This window comes from Mobilicoccus caccae, assembly GCF_030161635.1.
Classification (GTDB): Bacteria; Actinomycetota; Actinomycetes; order Actinomycetales; family Dermatophilaceae; genus Mobilicoccus; species Mobilicoccus caccae.
Map to the genome: position 1 here is coordinate 2,949,835 of NZ_BSUO01000001.1, position 26,150 is coordinate 2,975,984.

22 protein-coding genes, 1 tRNA gene and 2 pseudogenes are annotated in these 26,150 nt (G+C 71.2%); 15 read left to right on the plus strand and 10 right to left on the minus strand.

Going from position 1 to position 26,150, the window contains the following annotated elements; translation table 11 throughout:
• Positions 1-57 precede the first annotated feature (57 nt).
• Both QQK49_RS14425 and QQK49_RS14430 read left to right on the plus strand, forming a co-directional pair.
• Positions 58-1,326 (plus strand): L-lactate MFS transporter, encoded by a 1,269-nt coding sequence (locus QQK49_RS14425; RefSeq protein ID WP_284304533.1) that lies wholly within the window; start codon positions 58-60, stop codon positions 1,324-1,326.
• Positions 1,327-1,643: 317 nt separating this feature from the next.
• Positions 1,644-2,075, plus strand: a complete 432-nt coding sequence (locus tag QQK49_RS14430) for a rhodanese-like domain-containing protein (RefSeq protein WP_284304534.1) — start codon at positions 1,644-1,646, stop codon at positions 2,073-2,075.
• A gap of 68 nt (positions 2,076-2,143) precedes the next feature.
• Here QQK49_RS14430 and selD read toward each other — a convergent pair.
• Positions 2,144-3,153: pseudogene (gene selD, locus QQK49_RS14435) on the minus strand (selenide, water dikinase SelD).
• A gap of 174 nt (positions 3,154-3,327) precedes the next feature.
• Between selD and QQK49_RS14440 the strand changes: the two are divergent.
• Positions 3,328-3,783 carry a hypothetical protein gene (locus QQK49_RS14440; protein ID WP_284304535.1) on the plus strand — a complete coding sequence of 152 codons (456 nt, stop codon included), beginning with the start codon at positions 3,328-3,330 and terminating at the stop codon, positions 3,781-3,783.
• Positions 3,784-4,297: 514 nt separating this feature from the next.
• On the opposite strand, the gene QQK49_RS14445 is transcribed toward QQK49_RS14440, so the two are convergent.
• Positions 4,298-4,858 carry a dihydrofolate reductase family protein gene (locus QQK49_RS14445; protein WP_284304536.1) on the minus strand — a complete coding sequence of 187 codons (561 nt, stop codon included), beginning with the start codon at positions 4,856-4,858 and terminating at the stop codon, positions 4,298-4,300.
• Positions 4,859-5,021: 163 nt separating this feature from the next.
• Here QQK49_RS14445 and QQK49_RS14450 point away from each other — a divergent pair, with 163 nt between their 5' ends.
• The 5 genes from QQK49_RS14450 to QQK49_RS14470 all read left to right on the plus strand — a co-directional run bounded on the left by QQK49_RS14450 (position 5,022) and on the right by QQK49_RS14470 (position 9,660).
• Positions 5,022-5,930: an ABC transporter ATP-binding protein gene (locus QQK49_RS14450; protein WP_284304537.1), complete on the plus strand. Its 909-nt coding sequence runs from the start codon at positions 5,022-5,024 to the stop codon at positions 5,928-5,930.
• Complete coding sequence (locus tag QQK49_RS14455) at positions 5,927-6,679, plus strand: ABC transporter permease (protein WP_284304538.1); 753 nt, start codon at positions 5,927-5,929, stop codon at positions 6,677-6,679. The genes QQK49_RS14450 and QQK49_RS14455 overlap by 4 nt, the downstream gene beginning before the upstream one ends.
• Entirely contained in the window at positions 6,676-7,881 is a 1,206-nt protein-coding gene (locus QQK49_RS14460) for an ATP-binding protein (RefSeq protein WP_284304539.1), read from the plus strand. Before QQK49_RS14455 ends, QQK49_RS14460 begins: the two co-directional genes overlap by 4 nt.
• Positions 7,878-8,579 carry a response regulator gene (locus QQK49_RS14465; protein WP_284304540.1) on the plus strand — a complete coding sequence of 234 codons (702 nt, stop codon included), beginning with the start codon at positions 7,878-7,880 and terminating at the stop codon, positions 8,577-8,579. Before QQK49_RS14460 ends, QQK49_RS14465 begins: the two co-directional genes overlap by 4 nt.
• Before the next feature lie 70 nt (positions 8,580-8,649).
• Complete coding sequence (locus tag QQK49_RS14470) at positions 8,650-9,660, plus strand: DsbA family oxidoreductase (RefSeq protein ID WP_284304541.1); 1,011 nt, start codon at positions 8,650-8,652, stop codon at positions 9,658-9,660.
• A gap of 61 nt (positions 9,661-9,721) precedes the next feature.
• On the opposite strand, the gene QQK49_RS14475 is transcribed toward QQK49_RS14470, so the two are convergent.
• The 3 genes from QQK49_RS14475 to QQK49_RS14485 all read right to left on the minus strand — a co-directional run bounded on the left by QQK49_RS14475 (position 9,722) and on the right by QQK49_RS14485 (position 12,544).
• A complete protein-coding gene (locus tag QQK49_RS14475) occupies positions 9,722-10,327 on the minus strand; it encodes a response regulator transcription factor (protein WP_284304542.1) in 606 nt (201 codons plus the stop codon).
• A gap of 148 nt (positions 10,328-10,475) precedes the next feature.
• The gene (locus QQK49_RS14480; RefSeq protein ID WP_284304543.1) at positions 10,476-11,450 is read right to left on the minus strand and encodes a sensor histidine kinase; all 975 of its coding nucleotides are present in this window, start codon (positions 11,448-11,450) and stop codon (positions 10,476-10,478) included.
• A 434-nt stretch (positions 11,451-11,884) separates the two neighbouring features.
• On the minus strand, positions 11,885-12,544 hold the full coding sequence (locus QQK49_RS14485; RefSeq protein WP_284304544.1) for a hypothetical protein: 660 nt from the start codon (positions 12,542-12,544) through the stop codon (positions 11,885-11,887).
• 35 nt (positions 12,545-12,579) lie between these two features.
• On the opposite strand from QQK49_RS14485, the gene QQK49_RS14490 reads away from it, so the two are divergent.
• Positions 12,580-12,675 (plus strand) — tRNA-Sec (locus QQK49_RS14490).
• A gap of 57 nt (positions 12,676-12,732) precedes the next feature.
• Here QQK49_RS14490 and QQK49_RS14495 read toward each other — a convergent pair.
• Together QQK49_RS14495 and QQK49_RS14500 are read right to left on the minus strand one after the other, a co-directional pair.
• Complete coding sequence (locus QQK49_RS14495) at positions 12,733-13,005, minus strand: hypothetical protein (RefSeq protein ID WP_284304545.1); 273 nt, start codon at positions 13,003-13,005, stop codon at positions 12,733-12,735.
• A gap of 12 nt (positions 13,006-13,017) precedes the next feature.
• A complete protein-coding gene (locus QQK49_RS14500) occupies positions 13,018-14,721 on the minus strand; it encodes a sodium:solute symporter family protein (protein WP_284304546.1) in 1,704 nt (567 codons plus the stop codon).
• Positions 14,722-15,011: 290 nt separating this feature from the next.
• Between QQK49_RS14500 and galK the strand changes: the two genes are divergently transcribed.
• The 3 genes and pseudogenes from galK (at position 15,012) to QQK49_RS14515 (ending at position 18,161) form a co-directional block, all read left to right on the plus strand.
• The gene (galK, locus tag QQK49_RS14505) at positions 15,012-16,208 is read left to right on the plus strand and encodes a galactokinase (protein ID WP_284304547.1); all 1,197 of its coding nucleotides are present in this window, start codon (positions 15,012-15,014) and stop codon (positions 16,206-16,208) included.
• Positions 16,205-17,121, plus strand: a pseudogene (locus QQK49_RS14510) (aldose 1-epimerase family protein). Before galK ends, QQK49_RS14510 begins: the two are co-directional and overlap by 4 nt.
• Entirely contained in the window at positions 17,118-18,161 is a 1,044-nt protein-coding gene (locus tag QQK49_RS14515; RefSeq protein ID WP_284304548.1) for a LacI family DNA-binding transcriptional regulator, read from the plus strand. The pseudogene QQK49_RS14510 and the gene QQK49_RS14515 overlap by 4 nt, the downstream one beginning before the upstream one ends.
• Before the next feature lie 55 nt (positions 18,162-18,216).
• Here the strand turns inward: QQK49_RS14515 and QQK49_RS14520 are convergent, their stop codons facing one another.
• Positions 18,217-19,725, minus strand: coding sequence for a DUF402 domain-containing protein (locus QQK49_RS14520; protein ID WP_284304549.1), 1,509 nt, complete (start codon positions 19,723-19,725; stop codon positions 18,217-18,219).
• 116 nt (positions 19,726-19,841) lie between these two features.
• Between QQK49_RS14520 and selA the strand changes: the two genes are divergently transcribed.
• Both selA and selB read left to right on the plus strand, forming a co-directional pair.
• On the plus strand, positions 19,842-21,197 hold the full coding sequence (selA, locus tag QQK49_RS14525; RefSeq protein ID WP_284304550.1) for an L-seryl-tRNA(Sec) selenium transferase: 1,356 nt from the start codon (positions 19,842-19,844) through the stop codon (positions 21,195-21,197).
• Between the two features lie 2 nt (positions 21,198-21,199).
• Complete coding sequence (selB, locus tag QQK49_RS14530) at positions 21,200-22,981, plus strand: selenocysteine-specific translation elongation factor (protein ID WP_284305917.1); 1,782 nt, start codon at positions 21,200-21,202, stop codon at positions 22,979-22,981.
• Between the two features lie 185 nt (positions 22,982-23,166).
• On the opposite strand, the gene QQK49_RS14535 is transcribed toward selB, so the two are convergent.
• Positions 23,167-24,300: an MFS transporter gene (locus QQK49_RS14535; RefSeq protein ID WP_284304551.1), complete on the minus strand. Its 1,134-nt coding sequence runs from the start codon at positions 24,298-24,300 to the stop codon at positions 23,167-23,169.
• Between the two features lie 367 nt (positions 24,301-24,667).
• Between QQK49_RS14535 and QQK49_RS14540 the strand changes: the two genes are divergently transcribed.
• On the plus strand, positions 24,668-25,663 hold the full coding sequence (locus tag QQK49_RS14540; protein WP_284304553.1) for a GlxA family transcriptional regulator: 996 nt from the start codon (positions 24,668-24,670) through the stop codon (positions 25,661-25,663).
• 89 nt (positions 25,664-25,752) lie between these two features.
• Here the strand turns inward: QQK49_RS14540 and QQK49_RS14545 are convergent, their stop codons facing one another.
• Entirely contained in the window at positions 25,753-26,001 is a 249-nt protein-coding gene (locus tag QQK49_RS14545) for a hypothetical protein (RefSeq protein ID WP_284304554.1), read from the minus strand.
• Between the last annotated feature and the right edge of the window lie 149 nt (positions 26,002-26,150).

The following is a 26,150-nucleotide window of genomic DNA, read 5'->3' on the forward strand; positions in this document are numbered from 1 at the left end:
CACCCCCTCACCTCCGCGGAACGCCTCGTCGCCTCCGCCCGACTCATCGGAGGCACCATGTCGAGTGTTCCCACCTCCTCCTCGACCGCCGAGCCGGCGAAGACCCGCAACCGGTGGGTGATCCTCGCCGGTGGCGTCCTCGTGCAACTCGCGATCGGCGCGGTGTACGCGTGGAGCGTGTTCAGCCGGGCGTTCCAGAGCGATCAGTCGGCTCTGCAACTGACCAAGGTGCAGGCGGCCATCCCGTTCGAGGTGGCCATCGGCATGATCTTCGTCGGCACGTTCATCGGTGGCCGCATCCAGGACCGGCGCGGTCCACGCACGGTCGCGCTCACCGGTGTCGTCATCTACTCCATCGGGATCATCCTCAGCTCGTTCGCCCGTGACGCGGGCGATTTGTGGATCCTCATCCTGGGCTACGGCGTGCTGTCCGGCTTCGGCCTCGGCCTGGCCTACATCGTGCCTATCGCGATGCTGCAGAAGTGGTTCCCCGACAAGGCGGGCCTCATCACCGGTATCGCGGTCGGTGGTTTCGGCTTCGGCGCCGTCATCACCGCACCGGTGGCCGAGTGGCTGCTGGGCGGCAACCGTGCGGAGCCCGCGGCGGCCTTCCTGCCGCTGGGTATCGCCTACCTCGTCCTCGGTGTCCTCGGTGCGCTCACGTTCGCCAACCCGCCGGCGAAGAAGACGGACGCCACGGCGACCTCCGGCACGACGCAGCAGCACGCCGGGCGCGACTTCACGCAGGCCGAGGCTCTGCGCACCCCGCAGTGGTTCCTCCTCACCGCCATCCTCGCGTTCTCGGTCACGGCCGGCATCTCGCTGATCTCGGTCGCGAGCGCCACCGCCGTCGACGTCGCGGGATTCTCCGGAGCCGCCGCCGCGGCCCTCGTCGGATTCCTCGGTCTGTTCAACGGCGCGGGACGCATCTTCTGGGCGTGGCTGAGCGACAAGATCGGCAAGATGCCCGCGTTCGTCGGCATCCTCGCCATCCAGGGTCTGGCGCTCATCGCCATCCCGCACGCGACGGCGGCGTGGGCGTTCGTCATCCTCGCCGCGCTCATCTACACCTGCTACGGCGGCGGATTCGGCGCGATGCCCTCGACCGCGGGACAGTTCTTCGGCGTCAAGAACGCCGGCGGTATCTACGGCCTCATGCTCATCGCGTGGAGCATCGGTGGCGTCGCCGGCCCGCTCATCACCACGGCACTCATCGGCGCGGAGCAGAACTACACCCTGGCCTTCACGGTGATCGGCGCCATCGCCGTCGTCGCGGCGGTCCTCCCGCTCATCACGAAGAAGCCGGCCCGCCCCACCACGTCCTGACGCACGAGCCTCACCTCGAGAACTCGAGCCGCCTCCGATCGGAGGCGGCTCGAGCTTGTGTGGGGGCTTCGCGCCGCGTGTGGGCGCGTCAGCGGGTTCCAGGCCGTCGCTCCTGGGTCGACGCGGACGGACAGGGTGTCCGGAATCCGAGAAATCAGCCCGACGTGATGGACGGCGACCCCTCGGACAAAGTTCTATTGCGTTATGTCTTTCATAACGCGACGTGAGGTGTCGATGGGTGGCCGAATGTGTCGGCCCCTGTGCTGTCGTCTCTGACCGCTCCCGTCCGCCTCCGCTCGATCCGAAAGACATCCGCCATGACTGCGACTGCCCCCGACACGACCGCGCCCGCCGTCGATCACGCCACCGTGACCGCCCTGCTGACCTCCCTGTTCGCCGGAACCACCCTGAAGGGCGCGGGCACGACCAGTGCGCGGGCCGCCTATCAGGACGCGCTCTACGGCCGGGCCGTCATCGTCGATCTGCGACCGACGCCCGCTCGTCTCGCCGACGGTGATCTCGGGGTCGACACCGTGCTGCTCGACCCCGCGCACCCAGCAAAAGGTCTGTCCCAGGTCCGGCGGATGGCCGAGGACTCGGCGGTCGTGCTCGTCTCGACCGACGGTGTGCTCGCCCGGCGCATCGCCGACCACCTGCACAGCGCGGGACTCCCCTGGGTCGACGCGGTCGACGGCGGATTCGCCGCCTGGCGCGCCGCAGGTCTTCCGATCACCGCCCAGGCGGCGTGAACCTGCCGAGCCGAACCAGCTCGTAGCCGCCGGCGCCGTCGCGCAGGTCGGCTGCGCAACCTCGCAGGTCAGCGCACGACCAGCGTGGCACCGTCCCGGGGCCGGATCGTCTCGCCGATGACGGGCGCACCGGGAATCTCGCCGACGACGAGCAGCCCGCCGGAGGTCTGCGCGTCGGCGAGCAGGACGAGTTCGTCCTCACCGACCGCCTGGTTCTCGACGGACAGGTGCGGGCGCACCCAGTCGAGGTTGCGGCGGCTGCCGCCGGGGACGAATCCGTCGCGCAACGCCTCCCGCGCGGCGTCGATGACGGGGACCGCGCGGTGGTCGATCATCGCGCTCACCCCCGAGGCCCGAGCCATCTTGTGCAGGTGCCCGAGCAGACCGAACCCGGTGACGTCGGTCGCCGCCCGCGCGCCCGCCGCGAGCGCGTCGCGGCTCGCCTGGGCGTTGAGCCGGGTCATGGAGTGAACGGCCTCCTCGAACCGCTCGCCGGTGGCCTTGTGGCGGTTGTTGAGCAGTCCGACGCCGATGGGTTTGGTGAGGCTGATCGGCAGGCCGGGTTCGGCGGCGTCGTTGCGCAGCAGGTGGTCCGGGTCGGCGATGCCCGTGACCGCCATGCCGTAGATGGGCTCCGGTGCGGTGATGGAGTGGCCGCCCGCCACCGGACACCCCGCCTCACGGCCGACGTCGAGACCGCCGCGCAGCACCTCGGTTAGCACCTCGTTGGGGAGCAGATCGGTCGGCCAGCCGACGAGGTTGATGGCGAGCACCGGGGTCCCGCCCATGGCGTAGACGTCGGAGAGCGCGTTGGCCGCGGCGATCCGCCCCCAGTCGTAGGGCGAGTCGATCATCGGGGTGAAGAAGTCGGCCGTCGAGATCACGGCGGTCGACCCCCACCCGGGCCGACCTCGACCCGCACGGCGCACGCGTCGTCACCGGCGTCCAGACCGACGAGCAGGTCCGGGTGACTCTGACCGATGAGCCCCGCCACCACCTCCTCGAGCTGGCCCGCGGGCAGCTTGCAGGCGCAACCGCCACCGGCGGCGAACTGGGTGAGGCGCAGTGCGTCGGACATGGGGTTCCCTTCCGGATCGCCCCCTCGTGAGCGGATCCGTCACCGACCCTACGTGTTGCCGGGAGCGGTAGAGGATCTGCGCCGCCGCCCTCCGAACGCACGCGCCAAACCCCACCGTGGCCTGGAGCCGGGGAACGCCTGCGACTTCTGCACTAGTTCTGCATTGATGGGATCATGCGCACCGCCACGTTCAGCGACTTCATCCGCCGCCCCACCCAGGTGCTGGCCGATGCCGCCGGTGAGGACATCCGCCTGACCCGGCGCGGCGAGGAGGATCTCGTGGTCTCCAACGCGACCCGGCACGATGGCCAGATCGGCGTGCTCGATCAGCTCTCTCGGCTGATCGCCGCGAGCCTGGACGAACGGACTGCAGACCGAATTTCCGACAGCATGTCCGACGTGCTGCCCTGGATCGATTTCCTCCCGGATGAGCACCGGCGCAGTTTCGTCGGGGAGTACCTCCGGACGGCCCGTGCGTGCGCCTCGATCGGCGATTTCCGCAAGCTCTCCATCGAGATCGAAGCCTGGAAGGAGAGTGCGACTGCCTATGCGGCCGGGATCGACCCCGCCGGTGCTGATCTGAATCTCCTGGACGAGCCGGTCGCAGTACAGCGCCCCGTCCTCACGTGAGCAAGAAGCAGGCTCCGTCCCGCGACCGGTGAACGAATCGAGTACCGCGTCGAGTTTCACAGCAACGCTGCTGCCAAGGGTTGGACCGATCTGCTGTCCACCACACGTAGCGCCACCACCGATGCCTGGGACCGGCTGACGGCAGCCCCCTTGGATGAGACGCAACGCCAGTACAAGCTCAAGGCCGACTATGCCCGGGTCTCTTGGCAGGGCGTGACCTACGGCCGACGGCAGTACAAGGTGTCTGACGGAGGCCGGATCTGGTACTTCGTGGTCACGCCCGACCCGCAGGGAAAGTGCGCGGGGTCGTCCGGTTGGAGCGGTGTTCGACAGGGCATCCCAAGGAGACCGACGCATCAGCGTCGGCAGGCTGACCGGGGCCGCGCAGCTCTCGGCTGACCGGCGGGGCATGGCGCCCGCACCGATTCGAGGAGGACGCAGTCGCACGGCCCGACAGGGGCACTCACAGCCGCTGGTGGCGGTGGTCTGAGGTGATCGATCATCACGCCAGGACTCACGAGGGCCGGTACCGCATGGCCACCACCCCCGACCGGAACTCGTGACGATCCACGAGGTCGAGCTGAATGCGTTCGCGCAGACCGGCGAACAACGTCGGCCCATGTCCGGCGAGGACCGGCTGCACGAGGAAGACGTACTCGTCGATCAGCCCCAGCTCCGCCAGTGCCAGAGGGAGCGTCACGCCGCCCACGTACAGGTACTCGCCCGGTTCCTGCTTGAGCCTCTGAACCGCTTGCCCCAGGTCGCCGCGCACCAGCTCGGCGTTCCAATCGACCCCGCTCAGCGTGCTCGACACCACGTACTTCTTCGCCGGATCGATGGACTCGGCGAACGGCAACTCCCGCTCACTCATCCATTCAGGCCACGTGCCCGTGGCGGGACGGCGCCATGCCGACTCCATCATCCCGTAGGTGACCCGGCCGAACAGCAGGGCGTCGGCCCGTTCCATCTCCTCGGCGGCCCAGTACCGCATCGACTCCTCGTCGGGAGGGAGGCCCGCCTCGTGGTGGCAGCAGCCGTCGAGGGTGACGTTGATCGAATATCGAAGTGCTCTCATGTCGTTGCATCTCCCTTGATGCGCGCAGTGTGCTCACGTGGATTCACGTCGGAGCGTCCTCGACGTAGGGCCGGCGCCCCCGCTCACGCCTCCACCGAGCCGCCGGCGGGGCTGAGCCGATCGGTGGACGCGCCAGGTCGCCCACGGGGGGACCGTGGACCGCATGGACATCATCGAAGTGGCGGGTCTGCGCAAGAGTTACTCGGGCCGCGCCGTGGTCGACGGGATCGACCTGACCGTCCGCGAGGGCGAGGTGCTCGGCATCCTCGGCCCCAACGGAGCCGGCAAGACGACGACCGTCGAGCTGATCGGCGGTCTGCGCCCCCGCGACGGCGGATCGGTGCAGGTGGCCGGCTTCGACCCGACCCACGAGGATCGCGTACTCCGTGAGCTGCTCGGGATACAGCTGCAGGAGGCCCGGCAACCGGCCAAGATCACCGTGCGTGAGGCGATCGACCTCTACCGCACCTTCTACCGGGCTCCCCGCGACACCGCAGAGCTCTTGGCCCGGTTCGGTCTGACCCGGCATGCCGACACCAGATTCGAGCACCTCTCCGGTGGCCAGCGGCAGCGTCTGTCGGTCGCCCTCGCCCTGGTCGGCCGGCCGCGGATCGCCATCCTCGACGAGCTGACCACCGGCCTGGACCCGGCGGCCCGGCGCGAGATCTGGCGGTTCCTCGTCGATCTCAAGGCAGACGGCCTGACGATCGTGCTCGTCACCCACTCGATGGAGGAGGCCCAATTCCTCTGCGATCGGGTCGCGATCGTCGCCGAGGGCAGGATCACCGCTCTCGACAGCCCGGCCGAGCTGGCCCACAGTGGAGGGCACACGCTGATCTGCTTCACCACGGACCAGCCGCCGTGCACCCTCGACGGGCTGCACGACCTGCCCTCCGTCCGGGAGGTGACGGTGACGGGATCACGGGTCGCGGTGCGCACCACCGCCAGAGGCCCCGAACAGGTACTCGCGTACCTCACGCGCGCCGACATCCGGTTCGACGGACTGCGGATCACCGGCCCCACCCTCGACGACGCCTACCTGGCCCTGACCGCCGAGGAGGTCGACCGATGAGCACCCGCCGGCCCTTCACGGCGTTGCTCGGCAACGAGACTCGCCTCCTCGCCCGCGAGCCGGGCCCGATCATCTGGGCCGTCCTGCTGCCGCTCCTGGCGGCCGTCATCACTCCCCTGGTCCCTCCCGTGGCGGCTCCGCGGCCGTTCCTGGACGGGCTGAGCTTCGCCCAGGTCTACCAACCGGTGCTGGTGCTCTTCACCTCCTCCGTGCTCGCGCTGCAGGTGCTGCCCACGATCGTCACGCAGTACCGCGAGCACGGAGTGCTGCGACGGTTACGCACCACGCCGGCTCCGGCCTGGCAGCTCCTCGCCGCGATCGTGGTCCTGGTGCTCGGTCTGAGTCTGGGCATGTCGTTCGTCCTCGTGGTGGTGCCGGCGCTGCTCGGCCTTCCTCTTCCGGCGAATCCGGCCGCCTTCGCCCTCACGGCCACGTTGGCCGCGCTGTCGTTCCTGGCCGTCGGTGCCCTGTTGTGCGGGATCGCCCGCACCTCCCGGGTCGGGGCCGGCCTCGGCGGGTTCGTCGCCGCCTGCATGTGGTTCATGGCCGGGATGTGGGTCCCGCGGGCGCTGTTCCCTCCGGCCCTGACCGCCGTCGCCGACCTCACTCCCGGAGGCGCCGCCGCCGACGGGATGCTGCGGGCGATGTCGGGGCAGTGGCCCGGTCCCGCCTCCATGGCGATCCTGCTCGTCTGGACGACGGTCGCATCAGCCGTGGCCGCCCGCACCTTCCGGTTCGAGGCGCCATGACCCACGTCGTGCAGTCCCGGACGCCCGGTCCACGGCACGCTCCTTCGGGGCCGCCGCTGGGCCGGGCGTTGGCGTGGACCCCGTACGTGCTGCTGGCCCTGGCGTTCATCGGTGTCGCGGCGGTCGACACCCGCCCTCGTGGCTCCGTCTGGTTCGCCTCGGTGCTCGGCCTCACAGCGGTGACGGTCGCGCTGCGACTGTGGTGGGGGCATCGGGCACGGTCCAGGCGGGCACTGGTGGCCTGCTTCGTGCTGAACCTGCTGCTCACCCTGGGCCTGCTGACCCTGAGCCCACTGTTCGGCGTGTACGCGTTCGTCGGCTACCTGGACGCCGTCGCGGTCTTCTCCGGAGCCGCCCAGCCCGCCGCTCTCGTCGCCGCGGCCTCGCTCAACGCCCTGGCCCAGTCGGGAGGGCCGCAGGGGGCGCTGGAGCGGCCGGTCCTCTTCGCGCTGCTGCTCGTCGTCAACGGCGCCCTGGCGGTCTTCATGGTGCAGGTCGACGGCCATCGACAGCGGACGGTGACCCGCCTCGAGCAGGCCCTGGCCGACCTGCAGGAGGCCGAGCGGGTCAACGCCGAGCTCCGCGACCAGGTGGTCCGGCAGGCCCGGGAGTCCGGCGCCTTGGAGGAGCGGCAACGGATCTCGCGCGAGATCCACGACACCGTCGCCCAGGGACTCATCGCCCTCCTGCGCCAGATCGAGGCGGCCGCCGAGGCGACGACCGTGCAGGACTCCCGAGGACATCTCGGCGACGCCGACGCCACGGCCCGAGAAAGCCTGGGCGAGGCCCGCCGTGCCGTGGCCGCGCTGGCCTCCCCGAGGTTGGACGAGACCGATCTGCCGGGGGCTTTGCGGACCCTCGTGGCCGGGTGGTCCGCCTCCAGCGGTGTGACGGTCGAGTTCGAGGTCGTCGGACGGCCGGTCGACGGCGCTCACGACGCCGACCTGCTGCGGGTGTGCCAGGAGGCGCTGTCGAACGTGGCGCGGCACGCTCGGGCCGCCCGCGTCGACGTGACCCTGGCCTACCTGTCCGGCGACATCCGATTGACGGTCCAGGACGATGGAACCGGGCTGCCTCGACCTCACCGGGAGGGGTGCGGCCTGCCCGGCATGCGTCACCGGATGTCCGCCGCGGGCGGCTCCCTCACCCTGCAGACTCGTGAAGGAGGCGGCTGCGTCCTGACCGCGGCCATCCCACGATGAGCACCGACGACCCACGCCCACGATCTCGCGCCGAGGACCTCGCCGACGCGACTGATCCGGTCGTCCCGGCGCTCTCCGCCGAGCGCGTGGTCCGGCTCGTCGTCGTGGACGACCATCCGGTGGTCCGCAGCGGGCTGGTCGGCATGTTCGAGGCCGAGGCGGGCATCGAGGTCGTGGGGCAGGCCGCCGACGGACGCGAGGCCTTGGTGGTCATCGACGCGACCCGGCCCGATGTGGTGCTGCTGGATCTGCGGATGGCCGGCGGGGACGGGCTCGACGCGATCGTCGCTCTGCGCGCCGGAGGTCGCACCACCCCGCGCATCCTCGTGCTCACCACCTACGACACCGAGCGCGACATCCGCACCAGCCTCGAGGCCGGGGCCGACGGCTACCTGCTCAAGGACGCCCGCCGTAGCGAGTTGGTGCACGCCGTCACCGAACTCGCTGCCGGCCGACCGGTGCTCACGGCCGAGGCGCTCGCCGTGCTGGCCCACCGCCGCACCGAACAACACCTCACCGAGCGCGAACTGGCGGCGCTGCGCCTCGTCGCCGAAGGCCTCACCAACAGCGCCGCCGCGGCCCGCATGCACGTCGGTGAGGCCACCATCAAGACCCACCTCAATCACGCCTTCGCCAAGCTCGGCGTCAACGACCGCGCCGCCGCCGTCCGCGTCGGCTACCAACGCGGGCTCCTCTAGAAGGTGCCGATCCCGCCGTCTTCCGCCGCTGATCGACGGGACCGATCGGCAGCCACCTAGTCTCGTGCGGGTGATCACTCTCGACATGTACGCGGACGTGCTCTGCCCCTGGGCCTACATCGGGCTTCGGCGGCTGGGCCTGGCTCTGGAGGAGGTCGGGCACGACGTCGAGGTGCGCTGGAAGCCCTACCTCATCGACCCCTCCGCCCCGCGTCCGTCCGAGTCGTTGGACCAGGTCCTCGGGGATGCACGCGCCTGGGAGGACCTGCAGGACCGGACGCCCGCCGGCGGTTCCCGCAGCGATCGCACGTTCGAGGTCCGTCGGCTGGCGGCCGACCTCGGCATCGGACCGGGATGGGGTCCACGGTGGCGCGCCAACAGCTGGGGCGCCCAGCGTCTGATCACCGCGGCCGGGCCGGCGGGGCCGGAACTCCAGTGGACTGTCGCAGAGGAGTTGTTGCACGCCCACTTCGTCGCCGGATGCGACGTGGCACGACTCGACGTGCTGGACCCGATCGCCGAGCGCCACGGCCTCCCGCGTCCGCGCCCTTCGGTGGACGGGGTCGACGCCCCGGCCTACCTCGAGCCGGGCGACGACCTGCGCGACGACCCGCTGGAACGAGCGACCAGGGAGGCGCTCCTGACCGGCCGCGCCCTCGGTGTGCAGAGTTCCCCGACGTTCGTGCAGGCAGATCGGATCGTCGCGGCCGGCGCGCAGCCGCCCGAGATCCTCGCCGAGGCGATCGCGGCCCTCACACCGGCGCGGGAGGTGCCGGATGAGGTCCGCCGCCTGCGGTCGGCCAGGGCCCTGCTCGAGATCCCCGACCCGCTGGGATGCCTGTACCTGCTGGAGCCCCTGCGACCCGAGCTCGATGGTGACCGCGGGCTGGAGTTGCTGACCGCTCGCGCTCTGCTGGCCTCGGCCAGCCTGGGCGCCGCCCGCGACAAGCTCGCGCAGCTCCTGGACGAGACGCCCGACGACGGTGAGGTCCACCTGCTCATGAGCCAGGCCCTGCGCCGCTCGGGAGACACCGCCGGAGCGGACCGCCACCTGCGCCGCGCGGGAGCGGTGTCCGACTGACCGGTCCGCTCAGGCCCCGAGGGCATCATCGTGATGCTCGCCCAAGCCCTGCGGTAGGGGTTCAGATCCAGCCGTGGTCCCGGGCGAGGCGGTAGGCCTCGACGCGGCCTCGCGCCCCCAGCTTGGCCGCAGCGGTCGTGAGGTGGTTCCGCACCGTGCCGGTCGCGAGATGCAGGGCACGCGCGGCGTCCTTGACCACCCCGTCGGCGCCGGCCGCCAGCAGTACCTCACTCTCCCGGGCGGTGAGTGGTGAGGGCGGTGCGGTCAACGCGTCCGCGGCCAACAGCGGATCGACGTAGCGGTTTCCCTCCTGCACCCGCCGCACGACGTCGGCCAGCGCGGTGCCGGGCGCCCCCTTGGCGAGGAACCCCCGCGCGCCCGAACTCAACGCGCGCCGGATCGCGAGCGGGTTGCCGTATCCGGTGAGGATGACCACCGCACAGTCGGGCAGCACCCGGCTCAGCTCACGCACGACACCGAGACCGTCGAGGCCCGGCATGGTCAGGTCCGCGACGACCACGTCCGGGCGCTGACCCCGGGCGGCCTCCACCGCCGACCTCCCGTCGGCGGCGCAGGCGACGACCTCGATGTCGGCCTCGCGCTCCAGGAGCGAGCGAAGGGCTTCGCGGATCAGCTCCTCGTCGTCGACGAGCAGCACCCGGATCATGCGGAACCCCTCGGCACGTCGACCTGAAGGACGAAGCTCTCCCCCACCACCGCCGACGACACGCGGGCCCCCAGCGGGTGACCCCGTTCGGCGAGACCGCGCAGGCCCGTCCCGCTCGGCCCGGTCGGTGGGTGCGGCCGGTCGTTGGTCATGGCCAGGCGGGCACCCCCGGCCCGGTCGTCACGGTGATCGCGCAGGTCGTGGCCCCGCTGTGGCGCAGCACGTTGGTCGCACCCTCCCGCACGACCGCTGCCAGGTACCGCGACGCATCGCCCGTCCCGACGGGGGTGGCATCGACCTGGGTGGCGATGCCTGCCGAGGCGAGCACACGGACAGCGGTGCGCAGTTGTTCGTCCAGGTCGAGCGGATCGTGGCCCCGCAGCGTCGCCCGGGCCCGCTGGAGGCCGGCCTCGGCCAACGTGCGGATCTCCCTGGCCTGTCCCGAGCTCGCTGCCGGGTCGGCGACCGTGAGGTCGGCGACCAGCTCGGCCTTGAGGGCGATGACCGTGAGGTTCTGGGCGAGGACGTCGTGGAGGTCGCGGGTCAGCCGCAGCCGCTCCTGGGTGACGGCCAGGGCCGTGCGTGCCTCCCGCCCGGTCTCGCTCGCGATGAGCAGGCGCAGGAGCCATACGGTCAGGGCACCCATCCCGGCCACGCCGACCGCGGTCACGAGGGTGAGGACGAGCAGATCCCTGAGGCCGCCGCCGAGAAGCACGCTCACGGCGCCGCCACCCAGGACGACGGCGGCGACGAGGACTGCGCCCCGACCGCAGGGGTGCAGCACCACCAGGGCACCGACGGCGAATCCGGCCACCCATGACCAGGGAACGGCCGACGGTTCGGCCAGGAGGGTGAGCGGTCCTGCGAGCGCCACCGTGGAGAGCACCAGGCCGAGGTCGGCGACCTGCGGCCCAGCGCCGTCCACCCAGGGCGTGACCGCACCGTGGAGTACCAGCCCCTGCGTCACGGCGTACCCGAGCAGCAACAGGGTGACTCCGAGGGCGGGCGCGCCGGGGACCCAGCGGACCTGGCTCGAGGCCAGCAGCAGGACGATGGGCAGGTTGAGCAGCAGCAGCGTCAGGACCAGGAGCCGCGCCTGCTGCGCCCGCGGTGAGTCGGTCACGGTGAGGTCATCGCCCGCGGCCCTCGCCCCGGGAAGACACCGTGGCGCGGTAGCTCAGGATCGGCATGTCCGTTCTCCTTCGACGAGCGGTCACGGCGTGGCGTGAACACCGTGGGGGGTGTGACGCCGTGGCGGCAACGATGCCCGCTGTGCCCGTCGAATCAATCAACCGATCCGCCCTCGTCACCCGTCCGATCGGAGGACGTCACCGTGGACGCCGCGCCACACCCCCGTGAGCTCGTCCCCGAGGAGGCGGGCGCTGTCCCCGTCGAGGGGGCGGGTGGGGGCGCGGGAGGCGCCACGTTCGGGCGCTGCGTCGAGTCGGCGCACCATCGGGGGCGCGGTCGACTCCGCCGACCGCGATGGGCGCGCAGGGCAGGGGTGACCCCATCCGGCAGCGCCGTGAGCGCGGTGGAAGGGACGACGGGACCTGGTCACAGCGGTTGCATCGCCCAGGCCGTCACCAACAGCGCGACGCCCAGACCGAGGTCGAGGACGAAGCAGGCCTCGGTGAGCGAGCGACTGACGACCTTGTCGCGGACCCGGTGGATCACGTCCCAGACGGTGTGCCCGAGCGCTGCGGCGGCCGCCAGGTACACGGCGAGCGCCGGCCCGGACAGCATCGCCGTGAGCGCGATGGCGGCGAAGCCGACGAATCCCGCGCTCTGGAGGCCGACCTCGCGTCGGGCCGATCCCGTGTGACGGAGGAGGCCGTAGACGGCGAATCCCACTCCCATCACCAGAGGCGTGGCGGTCACGTCGAGTCCGGTGAGGCGGGCGAGGACGACGGCGATGCTCACGACGACGACCATCACCCAGGAACTCCGTCGCGAGCCGACGGCGGCCGCGCCGAGGTAACACGTCGAGGCCAGGATGATGATCATCGCGGTCAGGTGGGGATCGGGGTCGGAGATGTTGCCGGCGAGTGCGAGCAGACCGAGGACCGACGGCCACCGTGCGAGCAGGTGATGTCCGACTGCGGCGGCGCGGCCGGATGGATGCGGTTCGTGCGTGCGGGTGTCGAGGTTCGTGGTGATCTTCATGTCCGACAGCGTCTGCTCGGCCACCGCCCGGTGGACCCGTGCATCTGTCACGGACGAACCGTGCGCCACGCCCTACAGTGGTGCGCGGAGGCGTCTGGGTTCCTGGTGGGCCCCGCGGTCTTCAACACCGACGAGGTCGAGCATCTCGGCCTGGCGGGTTCGATCCCCGTCCGCCTCCGCCACGTCGCAGCAGGGGTCGCCGACACGTTGTCGACGACCCCTGCTGCGTGTGCGGATCCTCAGTGTCCGGAACGCCTTTCGCCCTCGGACGTGGCGGTCTCGTCGACGACGATGGGCCGGACCTTGACCCAGACCAGGAAGATCCCGCCGGTGACGAGCAGCGCGATCCCGGCGATGAGGTTGGCGTTCACGCCGCCGGTCTTCTCCAGCGCGGGATCGGCGAACATTCCCATCGCGACGAGGATCACGCCGTAGATCGCCAGGAGCAACCCGATGATCGAGCGGATGTCGAAGATGCCGGCGGTGTGCGCCGTGGGTGCGGAAGTCGACATGGGTCTCTCCTCTTAGAACATCAGGTTGAGCGCGGTCACGAGCACGAGGGCGATACCGGCCAACGGCAGCGTGCGCCGGTACCAGGGCATCCCGGCCTCGTGGGGATCGACGAGGTCCTCCTTGGGCGTGGCCGAGTAGACCAGTCCGCGGAGTTGTTCGACGGGCTTCGGCTTGGTCATCAGCGAGACGACGATGCTGACGAGGATGTCCATGACGAAACCGACCGAGGCCGCGACGAACGCCATGCCCTGGCCGGGCAGGTCGATGACGCCCCACTGGCCGAGCAGCCAGATGAAGACGGCGCTGCCGGTACCGGTGACGAGCCCGACCCAGCCCGCGGTGGGGGTCATCCGCTTCCAGAACATACCGAGGATGAACGTGGCGAACAGCGGGGCGTTGAAGAAGCCGAACAGCGTCTGCAGGTAATCCATGATGTTGCTGAAACTCGCCGCGATCAACGCCGTGAAGATGGCCGCGACGGTGGCGAGCACCGTGGCCACGCGACCGATCTTGACGTAGTAGTCGTCGGGACGACCCTTGACGACGTAGTACTCCCAGATGTCCACGCTGAACACCGTGTTGAAGGCCGAGACGTTGGCCGCCATGCCGGCCATGAACGCCGCGAGCAGACCGGTGATCGCGAGCCCGAGCAGACCGTTGGGCAGCAGGTCACGCATCATCAGCAGGAGCGCGTCGTTGTAGGTGACTCCGAGCCCGGAGGCGCCGCCGGGCGGGCTTCCGCCGGCCTTGAGCTGGGCGATCTCGACGACGAGGACGCCCGCGATCATGCCCGGGACGATGGTGATGAACGGGACGAACATCTTGGGGAAGGCGCCGATGATCGGCGTCTTGCGGGCCGCGGACAGCGACTCCGAGGCCATGGCGCGCTGGACCTCGACGAAGTTGGTGGTCCAGTAGCCGAAGGACAGCACGAAACCGAGGCCGAACACGATGCCGACGACCGACAGGATCGGGCTGTCGAAGCCCGAGAGCGCCTGTCCCGGCCACGAGTTGAGCTGCTGGGCGGCGGGCGCACCGGCACCGGCGGCGGATGCCTCGGTGATGCGGTCGACCATGCCCTGCCAGCCACCGATCCGGTGCAGACCGAGCAACACCAGCGGGAGCAGCGAGGCGACGATGACGAAGAACTGCAGGACCTCGTTGTAGATCGCCGCCGACAGTCCACCGAAGGTGATGTAGGACAGCACGATCGCCGCCGCGACGATGAGCGCCACCCACAGCGGCCAGCCGAGCAGCGCGTGCACGATGCTGCCGAGCAGGTACAGGTTGATGCCGGCGATGAGCAGCTGGGCCAGCGCGAACGAGATGGCGTTGACCAGGTGAGCGCCGGGGCCGAAACGCCGGAGCATGAACTCCGGCACCGACCGCACCTTGGAGCCGTAGTAGAAGGGCATCATCACGACGCCGAGGAAGATCATGGCCGGGATGGCCCCGATCCAGAAGTAGTGGACGGTCGGGAGTCCGATCTCGGCGCCGGTGGCCGACATCCCCATGATCTCGACCGCGCCGAGGTTGGCCGACACGAAGGCCAGACCGGTCACCCAGGCCGGTAGCGACCGGCCCGAGAGGAAGAAGTCCAAGGAGTCGGAGACCTGACGTCTGGCCAGGACCCCGATCCCGAGGACGAAGGCGAAGTAGATCGCCAGGATGAGGTAGTCGACGACGCCCGCATCGATGAGCGTTTCGGTGGCCATGAGGTCCCCTCTCTGATCGGCCGGTGGGTCGCCTCGACGTGGCGCTCGGGCCGGGCTCCGGGGAGCTCATGTTTGCGTCACCATCGTCGCGATGGGAGCGATCCTCTGCCCCTATTCCCGTTCTGTCAAGAGGAGATCGGGTATTGCCCACGAGCGGCCGTCGTGCCATGATCCTGGCAACTGTTAGCGCAAACATGGGCGGGCGAGGTTCCGGCATCAGGTGGTCGGTCTCCGGTGGTGATCCCCGGTCTCGTCGAGGCCCGTCAGGGCGTGTGGACGAGGGAGTCGACATGGGCGAATGGGAGCAGGCCTGGACCGACGACGAGGCCGCCGCGCGGGCGACGGCGTCGTTCGCGGCAGCCTTCGGATCGGAGCCCGAGGAGGTGTGGGCCGCCCCCGGGCGCGTCAACCTCGTGGGTGAGCACACCGACTACAACGGGGGCCTGTGCCTGCCCATCGCGCTCCCGCACCGCACCTACGCGGCCGTGACCCGCAGGGACGACGATCGCGTCCGCGTGGTCACCGACCTCGGCGCCGAACAGCGGTGGGAGGGAACGCTCGCCGACATCGCCCCTGGCCGGCTCGACGAGGGCTGGGTCTCCTACTGTGCGGGGCCGGCCTGGGCGCTGGGCGAGGACGGGCTCGACGTCCCCGGGTTCGATCTCGCGCTCGTGTCGTGCGTTCCGCTGGGCGCCGGCCTCTCCTCCTCCGCGGCCGTCGAGTGCGCGGTCGGTCTGGGCCTGGCCTCGCTCGCCGGCACCCCGCTGGATGGTGACGACGCCGGGCGCGCGCGGCTGGCCCGGGCGTGCGTCCGTGCGGAGAACGAGGTGGCCGGAGCCCCGACCGGCGGGATGGACCAGGCGGCGTCGTTGCGCGCCCGGGCCGGCCATGCCCTGCTGCTGGACTGCCGCGACGGGTCGATCCGTCAGGTCCCCCTCGATCTGGACCGCGAGGGGCTGGCCCTCCTCGTCATCGACACCCGCGCCGACCACGCGCTCGTCGACGGGCAGTACGGGCAGCGGCGGGCCACTTGCGAGGCCGCCGCGGCGCGCCTCGGGGTGCCGACGCTCGCCGACATCACGGCCCTGGACGAGGCGCTCGCGTCCCTGGAGGACGAGACCGCCCGTCGCCGAGTTCGGCACGTGGTCACCGAGATCCAGCGGGTGCGCGACCTCGTCGGGGCGGCGGAGGCCGGTGACTGGCCCGAGGTCGGCAGGCTGATGAACGACTCGCACACCTCGCTGCGGGACGACTACGAGGTGAGCTGCACCGAACTGGACGTGGCCGTCGAGGCCGCCCGCGTCGCCGGTGCCCTGGGCGCGCGCATGACCGGAGGAGGGTTCGGTGGCAGCGCCATCGCGCTCGTACGGTCGGCCGACGCCGAGAAGGTCGGGGAGGCGGTGATTCGCGCCGCGGCGCAGGCCGGGATCGCGACACCGTCACTACACCTCGCCGTGCCGTCCGCGGCCGGGGAGCGCGTGGCATGACCAGCACGAAGACCCCCTCGTCCACGGGCCGCCAGTACGAGCTCCGCCACGGCGATCAGGTGGCGATCATCACCGAGGTCGGGGCCGCCCTTCGCCTGTACCGGGTCGGTGATCGCGACGTCGTCGTGCCGTTCGGCGAGCACGAGCTCCCGCCGGCCGTGCACGGCGCCGTCCTCCTCCCCTGGCCCAACCGGATCGGCGACGGCACGTATGAGTTCGACGGTGCCACCTACCGACTCGACCTCTCCGAGCCCGAGCGACACAACGCGATCCACGGGCTCGTACGCCACACCCGGTGGCGTTGTGTGGAGGCCCACGACTCCGCGATCGAGATGGCGCTCGAGCTCGTCCCCCGGGCCGGCTACCCGTTTCCTCTGGAGAGCCGGGTGCGCTACGACCTCGGAGCCGACGGCCTGTCGGTCTCGCTGGTGACGACGAACCTCGGTGACACCGACGCGCCGTACGGTGCCGGCTTCCACCCGTGGCTCTCCCCCGGCACGCACCGCCTCGACGACTGCCAGTTGTCCATGGACGTCGAGACTCGCGTCGAGGTCGACGACCGGCTCCTGCCCGTCGCGGAGTCCACCGACATCCCCCCGACGTCGACTTCCGCAGCCGTCGCCGGATCGGTGACACCCGGCTCGACGACGGCTTCGCCGCGCACGGCCCTCACCCGGAGGTGCGCCTCACCGATCCCGACGGGGTGACGGCGTTCGTGCTGGCCGTCGAGGGGGTCCGGTACTGGCAGGTGTTCACCGGCGACGGACTCCCGCAGCGTTGGCTCCGCAGCGGCCTGGCCGCAGAGCCGATGACCTGTGCGGCGGACGCGTTCCGCACGGGCCGGCATCTGGTGCGACTCGGCCCGGGGCGCAGCCACACCACGCGCTTCACCCTCGGGCTGCGGGCCTCATGACATCCGCGTCGGGCTCGCGTCGTGGTGGCGTGGGCTGGTCCACACAAGCCACGGCCCGCGACGTCGCGGCACTGGCGAATGTCTCGGCACAAACGGTGTCGCGTGTGGCCAACGGCGCCGAGAACGTCAGCCCGGAGACACGCGCGCGGGTGCTGGAGGCGATGGCCAAGGTCGGGTACACGCCGAACGGCGCGGCCCGCGCCCTGCGGTCGGGTCGCTCCGACATGATCGGCATCGTCGTCCATCACCTCACCCGCACCGGCGAGGCCAATATCGTGCAGGCGGTGGCGACGACCGCGCACGACCGCGGGTACGCCGTGACGCTCATGGACGCCTCCACCGGAGCGGCGAGCGACCTCAACGAGGCACTCGCCCGCATCGGGCCGGGCGTGGCCGGCGTGGTCGTGCTGGGCCTGGAGACCTCCGACGTCGACCGCCTGAAGGCTCCCGGCCGGTTGCCGGTCGTCGTGGCCGACTCCCGGTCCCTGGCCCACCCCGCCGTCGGGTTCGACCAGCGCGGCGGGGCTCAACAGGCCGTGGGTCATCTCCTGGGATTGGGCCACGCATGCGTGCACATGCTCGCCGGTCCCCAGAGCTCGCTCCAGTCACGGCTGCGTGAGCACGCCTGGCGCGAGTTCCTCACGGCGGCAGGACGTCCCGTTCCTCCGGTCCTGCGGGGCGATTGGAGTCCCGCATCGGGGTACGCCGCCGGTCAGGTGCTCGCGGCAGACCGCGAGGTCACCGCGATCTTCGTGGCCAACGACGAGATGGCGGCCGGGCTCATGCGCGCGTTCCACGAGGCGGGGCGGCGCATCCCGGACGAGGTGTCGGTCGTCGGATTCGACGACGTCCTGGCCGAATACCTCTGGCCCCCGTTGACGACGGTGCGCCAGGACTTCTCCGCGGTGGGCGACGGACTCGTCCGGCTCCTCTTGCAACGGATCGGCTCCCCCGTCGCCGACCCCGACCCGGTCTCCACGGTCGTCCCCGCCCACCTGGTGATCAGGGCCAGCAGCGGACCGCCGCCGGGTCACCGCTGACCCGCGGCCGCTCGAGCAGCGAACTGTGCCTGGAGACGGTGGGGCGCCAGGCCCTTCAGAGCACCCGGTAATCCGGGCCGAGCTCGGATCCCATGAACCAGCGCAGTTCCTCGGCCTCGACCTCGTCGCCACCGCCGGACTCGGCCCACGCCGACAGGCGCGTGTTGACCTCCGAGGAGAAGCAGCCCACCGTGCCGGCCAAGGTGACGATGTCGCCACGGACGGGCAGATCGCCGTCGACGCGGGGGTCGAGCTCGACGATCTCGGGGTCTCGCTCGTCGGCGGCGGGGATCTCGGTGAGGCTGGAACGCCCCAGGTGGGCGAGCTGCAGCGTGACCGTGAGTCCGCCGACCTCGTCCTTGACGCGCCGGCCCAGCCATCGGCCGAGGGCCTCGTAGTCGCCGATGACCGCCCGCGGATGCCACCCACGCACGGGATCGAAGTCGCGGTTCCATCGGTCGGTCCAGTCGCGCAGGTGGTCGGCGAGTTCTCCGGTGATGTCGACCTCCTCGGGGTCGACCGAACGCCCGTCGAACCAGAGCGGCGACTCGCGCCCGGTCTCGGTCGTCACCAGGAGCCCGGTGATCTCGCTCGGATCGACAGGGCTCGTGTCGATGCCCTCGACGTCGGCGAAGTCACGCGCCACCGACGGCCCGGAGTGCGGGTAGTCCGCCTCCCCCGAGGCGTACGGCGCCGAGTTCCACTCGACGTCGTCCTCGACCGGGAGATCGTCGTCCTCCCGCTCGATCTCGACCGCGGGTCCGTCGTCGGCCTCCACCTCGGGCACGAGGGGACGGTCACGATTCTCGTCGGCCCACACGGCGAGAAGATCCTCCTCGCCGGTGTCGTCGACCTCGGCCGGGTGCTCGGCCACCGGGGGCGCGGCCTGCTCCGCCGGCTCGGGCGCCTCGAACGTCCAGGAGGCGTCCTCGGGCGGATCCTCCACCGCCACATCGGCGTCCGGCTCCCGATCGACCACGGCCCGACCGGCCTCGTCGCTGCTCACGCGCTCGCGACAGAACGAGACCCAGCTCTCGGCGACCTCCTCGAACGGCTCTCCGCGCGAGCGCAGGCGGTCGTACAGCATCGTCGCCGTGTTCCGGGCGCCCTCGACGAGGTCGGCCGGATACCCCATCTGCCGGCGGTGGTCCTCGAACTCGTCCTCGTCGTCGACGAACACCTCACCGGTGAACCGGCGGATGACGTCGAGGTCGAGGTCGGCCGCGCTCACCTGCAGGACCCCGTCGGGACGGTGCCACCACGACGCCTGCGTGGTCACGTCGACGTAGACCCGCGAGCTGAACGTGCCGCCGGTGTCGTTGATCGTCGCCACCCACATGCCCTCGTGGGGGTACAGGCTCACCCAGTACGCGTCGGACGTGAACTCCAGTCCGGGCCGGGCGATGTGCCCGCCGGGGGCTCCGCCGACCCACACCCCGTACTCGTCGACGCCGAGGACGACGAGGTCGTACTCCCAGTGCGGCCGGCCGTCGTACTTGGTGAACACGGCACGTACCCGCGCGCCGAAGGGGAGTTCGGCCGGTGACAGCGTCCCCGCCTCCATGGATGCTCCTCTCGTCGCCCCCATCATGACCGGCCGGAACGCCGGGAAACAGCCGGACGCGCTGATGGCGACTAGTCTCGCCGGAGTCGTCACCGCACCAGCAGGAGGGATCGTCGATGACGGACCCGGATCGAAGGCGCCGGATCCCCCGCACCGACACCGTGCTCGCCGACCTCGGCGATCTCGTGGCGCGGCAGGGATCGGACCTCGTCAAACGAGCCGTGATCGCAGCGCAGGAGCGCGCGCGGGCCGGTGAGATCGCCCCCGAGGACGTCGCCGCCGAGGCGCGCCGGTCGGTGAGCTCCAGGCCGTCGACGACGATGAAACCCCTGATCAACGCCACCGGTGTGGTGCTGCACACGAACATCGGGCGTGCCTGCCTGTCCGAGGACGCGAAGGCGGCGTTGCTCCGTGCGGCCGGGCACGTCGACGTCGAGTTCGACACCGCCACCGGCCTGCGGGCACGACGCGGGCGCGACACCCTCGCGGCCCTCTCGGCCGCGGTGCCCAGCGCCGAGGACGCCCTCGTCGTCAACAACGGTGCCGCCGCACTCGTGTTGGCCACGACCGCACTGGGTGTCGCGCTCGGTCGCCCCGAGGTCGTCATGAGTCGCGGTGAGATCGTCGAGATCGGCGACAACTTCCGGCTGCACGAGCTCATCGCCTCCACGGGCGCGACGATCGTCGAGGTCGGTACGACCAATCGCACCTGGGCGCGGGACTATTCGGAGGCGATCACCGACCGCACCGGCCTCGTCCTCAAGGTGCACCCGAGCAACTTCGTCGTCCAGGGGTTCACGCACGGGGTCGACGTGGCCGAGCTGGCAGACCTCCTGCGCGACCTGCGCGAACGCCCCGACTCCCCGGCCGCCGGCGTGCCCCTCGTCGTCGACATCGGCAGCGGGCTCCTGCGCCCCGACTCCCTCCTGCCCGGAGAACCCGACGCCGCCACGACCCTGGCAGCGGGCGCCGACCTCGTGACGGCCAGCGGGGACAAGCTGCTCGGCGGTCCGCAGGCCGGGATCGTGCTCGGCCGGGCCGATCTGGTGGAGCGGATGCGCCATTCTCCCCTGGCGCGAGCCCTGCGGGTCGACAAGCTCACCCTCGCGGCGCTGGAGGCGACCCTCACCGGCGGCGTGACGCCCACCCACGCGGCGCTGCACGCCGACCTCGACGTGCTCCGCCGCCGCTCCGAGGCCCTCGCCGAACGGCTGCAGGGCAGCGGGGTCGACGCGCAGGTCGTCGACCACGTGGCGGCCGTCGGAGGCGGCGGCGCTCCCGGTGTCGTGCTGCCGAGCGTGGCGATCGCCGTGGCCGCGGACCGGGCCGAGCCGCTGCGCCGCGACGGCATCATCGCCCGGGTCCGCGGTGGACGGTGCCTGCTCGACCTGCGGGCGGTCGCTCCCACCGACGACGACGTGATCCACGACCGGCTCAGGGCCATCGCCGCCGCGAACGGGGACGTCTCGTGAGGATGCACGTCGTCGCCACGGCCGGGCACGTCGATCACGGCAAGTCCTCCCTCGTGCGGGCGCTCACCGGCATGGAACCGGACCGCTGGGAGGAGGAACGCCGGCGCGAGCTCACGATCGACCTCGGATTCGCCTGGACCACACTGGACTCCGGGGACCGGGTGGCGTTCGTCGACGTGCCCGGGCACCGCCGCTTCATCGGCAACATGCTCGCCGGCCTCGGGCCCGCCCCGGCGGTGGTGTTCGTCGTCGCCGCCGACGAGTCGTGGATGCCGCAGAGCGCCGAACACCTCGCGGCAGCAGCGGCGCTCGGCGTCCGGCACGTCGTCGTGGTCGTCACCCGGGCCGACCTCGCCGACCCGGCCCCGGCCCTCGAACGGGCGGTGACCGAGCTGCGCGCCGTCGGCATCGAGCCACGCGAGGCCCTGGCCGCCTCAAGCCGCACCGGCGAGGGGATCGCGGCGGTCAAGGAGGCCGTCCTCGGTCTCGTCGGCTCACTGCCGGTTCCCGATCCGGACGCCCGCGTGCGGCTCTGGGTCGACCGGGCGTTCACGATCCGCGGGGCCGGCACGGTGGTCACCGGCACGCTCGGCTCCGGGCGGATCCGCGTGGGCGACACCCTGGATCTCGCGGGTCGCCGCGTCACCGTCCGCGGCCTGCACGCCTTGGAGGAGCCGCACGAGGAGGTCCTCGCGCCCGCCCGGGTCGCGGTCAACCTGCGCGGGATCACCACCGACGACATCCACCGGGGGCACGCTCTGCTCACGCCGGACTCCTGGCCGACGACGTCGGTGCTCGACGTCAGGCTCACGCTGCCCGAGGGCGTGGCGGGGGCCGCCGAGCTGCCGGAACACCTCATGCTGCACATCGGGACCGCGGGCGTGCAGGCGCGGGTGCGTCCCCTCGGTACCGACGTCGCCCGCCTCACGCTGCCCGTCTCGCTCCCGCTCGCCCAGGGAGACCGCGCCCTGCTGCGCGATCCGGGCACCGGCACGGTCACGGGGCTGATGGTGTTGGACGTCGCACCGCCGGCCCTGACCCGGCGCGGGGCCGGGGCCCGCCGTGCGGCCGATCTCACGACGCGTTCGGAGGCGGCATCCCTCGCGACCGAGGTACGTGACCGTGGCCACCTCACGCCGGAGCAGGCCCGACGGCTCGGCGTGTCCCAGGACGAGATCACCGCTCCCCCGGCCGGAATCGCCTTGCGGGCGGGGGTGTTCGTCGACGACACGACCTGGCGGGAGTGGGGCGAGGCGTTGCGCTCGACCACCGCCGCCTACGCCCGAGAACACCCGCTCGAGCCGTGGATGCCGGCGGAGGCGGCACGTCGCGCGGTCGGTCTGCCGACGCTGGATCTGCTGGCACCCCTGGCCGCCGAGGCCGGCCTCACCCACGCACGTGGCCGCGTGCACGAACCGGGGTTGACGGCACACCTCGGCGCCGCCGAGGCCGGGCTCGCGTCGATCGAGGCGCGCCTGCGGCAGACGCCGTTCGCCGCCCCGGAGAAGCCCGACCTGGACGCCGCCGGTCTCGGCCCACGACAGATCGCCGCGGCGGTCGACGCCGGCCGGCTGATCCGCCTCCCCGACGACGTCCTGCTCCTCCCGCTGGCCCCCGCCCAGGCCATGCGGGTCCTCGCGGGCCTGCCGCAGCCCTTCACCACGAGCCAAGCGCGCCAGGCACTCGACACGACGAGACGCGTCGTCATCCCCCTACTGGAACACCTCGACTCCCGAGGGTGGACCCGCCGCATCGACGCAGGTCACCGCGAGATCGCCCGCTGACGCGACCTCGGAGGGTGTTCCACAGGTTGCTCCGGAAGATCGTCCCGTCGGTGGCCTCCTCCTCGAGCCGCTCCAGCGAACGGCCGCGAGTCTCGGGCACGACCAGGATGAAGACCAGCGCCACCGCTCCGATCAGCGCGAAGCCGAAGTAGGTGCCGTCGATGCCGAGCACCGCGAGCGCGTCGTCATGGCGTCCCTTCTCCACCAGCCAACGCGCAGACCACCCCGTCTCCCGGGCGCCGACGATGACGGCTCCGGGTGTGCGCGTCGCGTTCTTCAGGTGGTCGCGAGGTCCGCGCGGGGAGGAGCCACACGAGGCCCGCGCCCAGTGCGGTGAGGGCTCCGCCGACGGTGAAGAGTCCCGTGATGCCGATGACGTCGAGGAGGAGTCCGGAGACGCCGCCACCGGCCCCCTGACCGACTGCGATGGTCGCGAACAGGATGGCGGTGCCGGTTCCCATGGCGTGAGGCCACGCCTGACGGGCGAGCTCGATGGTCAGCCCGCACGCGATGACGTAGACGGCTCCGAACACGCAGCCACAGGCAGCAGCCATCGGGAGCCCCGTCGCGAAGGGGAGGCCTGCGATGCTCGCGCCGAGCAGGAGTGAACTCACCGACCACGACGTGCGGGTGCCGAACCTCGCGGAGAGATCGCCGGAGAGCGCGCCGACGACACCTGCGGCCCCGATCGCTCCCCAGAAGAGGAGGGAGGCGCCTTCGTCGAGGGACGCGGCGTCCTCTGCGGTGCTGCGACCGAAGGTCCAGAAGACGGAGCTGCCGAACCCCATGAGCATCGTCAGCGCCACGGGGAGCGCCAGGGCGGCCACGCGGCCCGGCGTCTCGGAGCCTTGCGTGGGGGTATCGGGGCGGGTCGTCTCCCGCGTGAGTGCGAGGAAGCCCAGGACCGACAGGATCGCGAGCACTGCCGCGGCCGTGAACAGTGTCCGCCAGCCGCCGGGCAGCATGATGAGCGCCGTGGCGAGCGCGACCCCGGCCCCCGTCCCGGCATTGGCGACGGCCTGCGCGCGGGGCTCGATGTGTGCGGGGGTGTCACGGGTGATGCGGTAGGCGATCGCGCCGGAGGCGAACCCGGCTGCAGCGCCGGCGACGGCAGCTCCCGTGAGGAAGACCCACGCGGTCGTGGCGGAGGCAAGAACGAGGCATCCCCCACTCCCGGTGAGAAGGCACATCAGCAGGCTTGCCCGCCACCGGCCCTGGCCCAACAGCACGCCGCTGAGGGCGCACGCTGCGACATACGTGACGAACGCACCGGTCGAGGCGAAGGCCAGCTGTGACGCGCTGACGATGCCCTCGTCCACGATTCGGGGGCTGCCAAACCGACGCCGAACCGCGCCATGCCGTAACAGACCGCCACGATCCCCATGCCCGCTCCGACGAGTGCGGTGCCGCGCGTCATGATGTGGGCCGGCAGAAGATCCGGCGCTTGGTCCACAGGCTGTCGAGCTCATACCTCACGTGATCACCACCGGAGGAGATCCGCGTGGGCAGGAGCGCGGGTACGACATCGGCGGGCGGCGCTCCACGATCGAGCGGAGAGTTCTCCCGCGCTCGGGGCATGAGATGTCTCCTGGCTGCGATTCGAGCGGGTAGCGGACTCGTCCCAGGCTGCCGTGGTTCGATCGGCCCTTGCTGTGGCCCTGAGCCACGAGTCGCTAGATTTGGGCCATGGTGCCTCGAGTGGCAGTACTCCCCACGCAGGGATCGACGCTCTTCGAAACGGGTATCCCGGGGGAGGTGTTGGGGGTCGACTGGGATGGGGAGCGGTTGTACGACGTCCGGGTTCACGCACCCACCGGACCGTTGGCCTTCGACGGCGGCGTCACGATGACCGGCGCGGGATCGCTGGCCGAGGCGGCCGACGCCGATACGCTCATCGTGCCCGGGACGTCCAACCGGCACGGTCCCTACGATCCCGCTCTGCTCACGACACTGCGTGACGCCTTCGAGGCAGGACGTCGGATCGTCTCGATCTGCACCGGCGCCTTCGTCCTCGGTGCGGCCGGGCTCCTCGACGGCCGAAGCGCCACCACGCATTGGCGTCATTGCGCCGAACTGCGACGCACCTACCCCCGCACCCTGGTCATTCCCGACAGGTTGTACGTCGACGACCTCGTCGTCACCGGGGCCGGGTGCAGCGCCGGCATCGACGTCTGCCTCCACCTCGTCAAGACCGACCATGGCATGTCGGCCGCGAACCGGCTGGCGCGCAACCTCGTCGTCTCCTCACATCGGCCGGGCGGCCAGACCCAGTTCGCCGGGCCGGATCCACTCGCCGTCGAGGCAGCCTGGCTCGAAGACCTCCACGCGTGGGTCCGAGACCAGGTCTGCGCGGTCACCGTCGAGGACCTCGCCTCCGCCGCCCACGTCTCCCGCCGCACGCTGACCAGACGATTCGATCGCGAACTCGGCACCTCTCCCGCTCGCTGGCTCAACGACGTCCGCATCCGGCGGGCCCAGGAAGTCCTCGAGACCACCACGCTCCCCATCGACATCGTCTCGGCCCGGAGCGGCTTCAGTTCTCCTTCGTCATTTCGGGCGGCCTTCCGCCGAGTCGTCGGCGTGAGCCCCTTTCAGTACCGCCAGGCGTGGAACCGCACGAGTCCGACCTCGGACCACCGAGCACTGCTTCACCCCCTGTCATCGACACCGGGAGTCCGGTAGACCCACACCCCGCCATCCGCTCGGTTCGGCGGCGCCGCGGCAGCGGATCGGTGACACCTCGGCGGCATCACTGTGGATCGCCGAGACGATCAGAGGTGCACGGACGCCCGCTCGGCCCCTGCAGGCTCGGGCTGCGCGGCGATGTCCGAGATGGTGGTCACGGTGACGGACAGCCCTGCTCCCAGCGCGGCGAGCGCCGCGGCCACGAAGACGCCGGGGGTGCCGCTCACGACCGCCGTCACGAGCAGGACCAGAGAGATCCCCGCCAAGACGACGGCTTGGGGACCGACGAGGTCGCGCGGTTCCGTCCGGTGGGGGTGGGGGTAGCTGTGGATCATCGGGGGCTCCTTCACTGCTCGCGCAGGAGGAGCCACGACGGCTGATCCTGCACGGCCGTCGTGCGCCCGGATAGGGCGGCTTTCATCGGGGTTTCGATGTCAGCTCAGGTAGCTGACACGTCAATCGTGCTACGGCCCCCTGGGTCTCT

Coding starts and splice junctions, on each gene's coding strand:
- QQK49_RS14545 (WP_284304554.1), bottom strand. CDS start 26,001: ATGATCCACAGCTACCCCCACCCCCACCGGACGGAACCGCGCGACCTC.
- selA (WP_284304550.1), top strand. CDS start 19,842: ATGACGGACCCGGATCGAAGGCGCCGGATCCCCCGCACCGACACCGTG.
- QQK49_RS14515 (WP_284304548.1), top strand. CDS start 17,118: ATGACATCCGCGTCGGGCTCGCGTCGTGGTGGCGTGGGCTGGTCCACA.
- QQK49_RS14540 (WP_284304553.1), top strand. CDS start 24,668: ATGGTGCCTCGAGTGGCAGTACTCCCCACGCAGGGATCGACGCTCTTC.
- QQK49_RS14440 (WP_284304535.1), top strand. CDS start 3,328: ATGCGCACCGCCACGTTCAGCGACTTCATCCGCCGCCCCACCCAGGTG.
- QQK49_RS14475 (WP_284304542.1), bottom strand. CDS start 10,327: ATGATCCGGGTGCTGCTCGTCGACGACGAGGAGCTGATCCGCGAAGCC.
- QQK49_RS14425 (WP_284304533.1), top strand. CDS start 58: ATGTCGAGTGTTCCCACCTCCTCCTCGACCGCCGAGCCGGCGAAGACC.
- QQK49_RS14450 (WP_284304537.1), top strand. CDS start 5,022: ATGGACATCATCGAAGTGGCGGGTCTGCGCAAGAGTTACTCGGGCCGC.
- QQK49_RS14430 (WP_284304534.1), top strand. CDS start 1,644: ATGACTGCGACTGCCCCCGACACGACCGCGCCCGCCGTCGATCACGCC.
- QQK49_RS14500 (WP_284304546.1), bottom strand. CDS start 14,721: ATGGCCACCGAAACGCTCATCGATGCGGGCGTCGTCGACTACCTCATC.
- selB (WP_284305917.1), top strand. CDS start 21,200: ATGCACGTCGTCGCCACGGCCGGGCACGTCGATCACGGCAAGTCCTCC.
- QQK49_RS14495 (WP_284304545.1), bottom strand. CDS start 13,005: ATGTCGACTTCCGCACCCACGGCGCACACCGCCGGCATCTTCGACATC.
- QQK49_RS14455 (WP_284304538.1), top strand. CDS start 5,927: ATGAGCACCCGCCGGCCCTTCACGGCGTTGCTCGGCAACGAGACTCGC.
- QQK49_RS14445 (WP_284304536.1), bottom strand. CDS start 4,858: ATGAGAGCACTTCGATATTCGATCAACGTCACCCTCGACGGCTGCTGC.
- QQK49_RS14520 (WP_284304549.1), bottom strand. CDS start 19,725: ATGGAGGCGGGGACGCTGTCACCGGCCGAACTCCCCTTCGGCGCGCGG.
- QQK49_RS14465 (WP_284304540.1), top strand. CDS start 7,878: ATGAGCACCGACGACCCACGCCCACGATCTCGCGCCGAGGACCTCGCC.
- galK (WP_284304547.1), top strand. CDS start 15,012: ATGGGCGAATGGGAGCAGGCCTGGACCGACGACGAGGCCGCCGCGCGG.
- QQK49_RS14460 (WP_284304539.1), top strand. CDS start 6,676: ATGACCCACGTCGTGCAGTCCCGGACGCCCGGTCCACGGCACGCTCCT.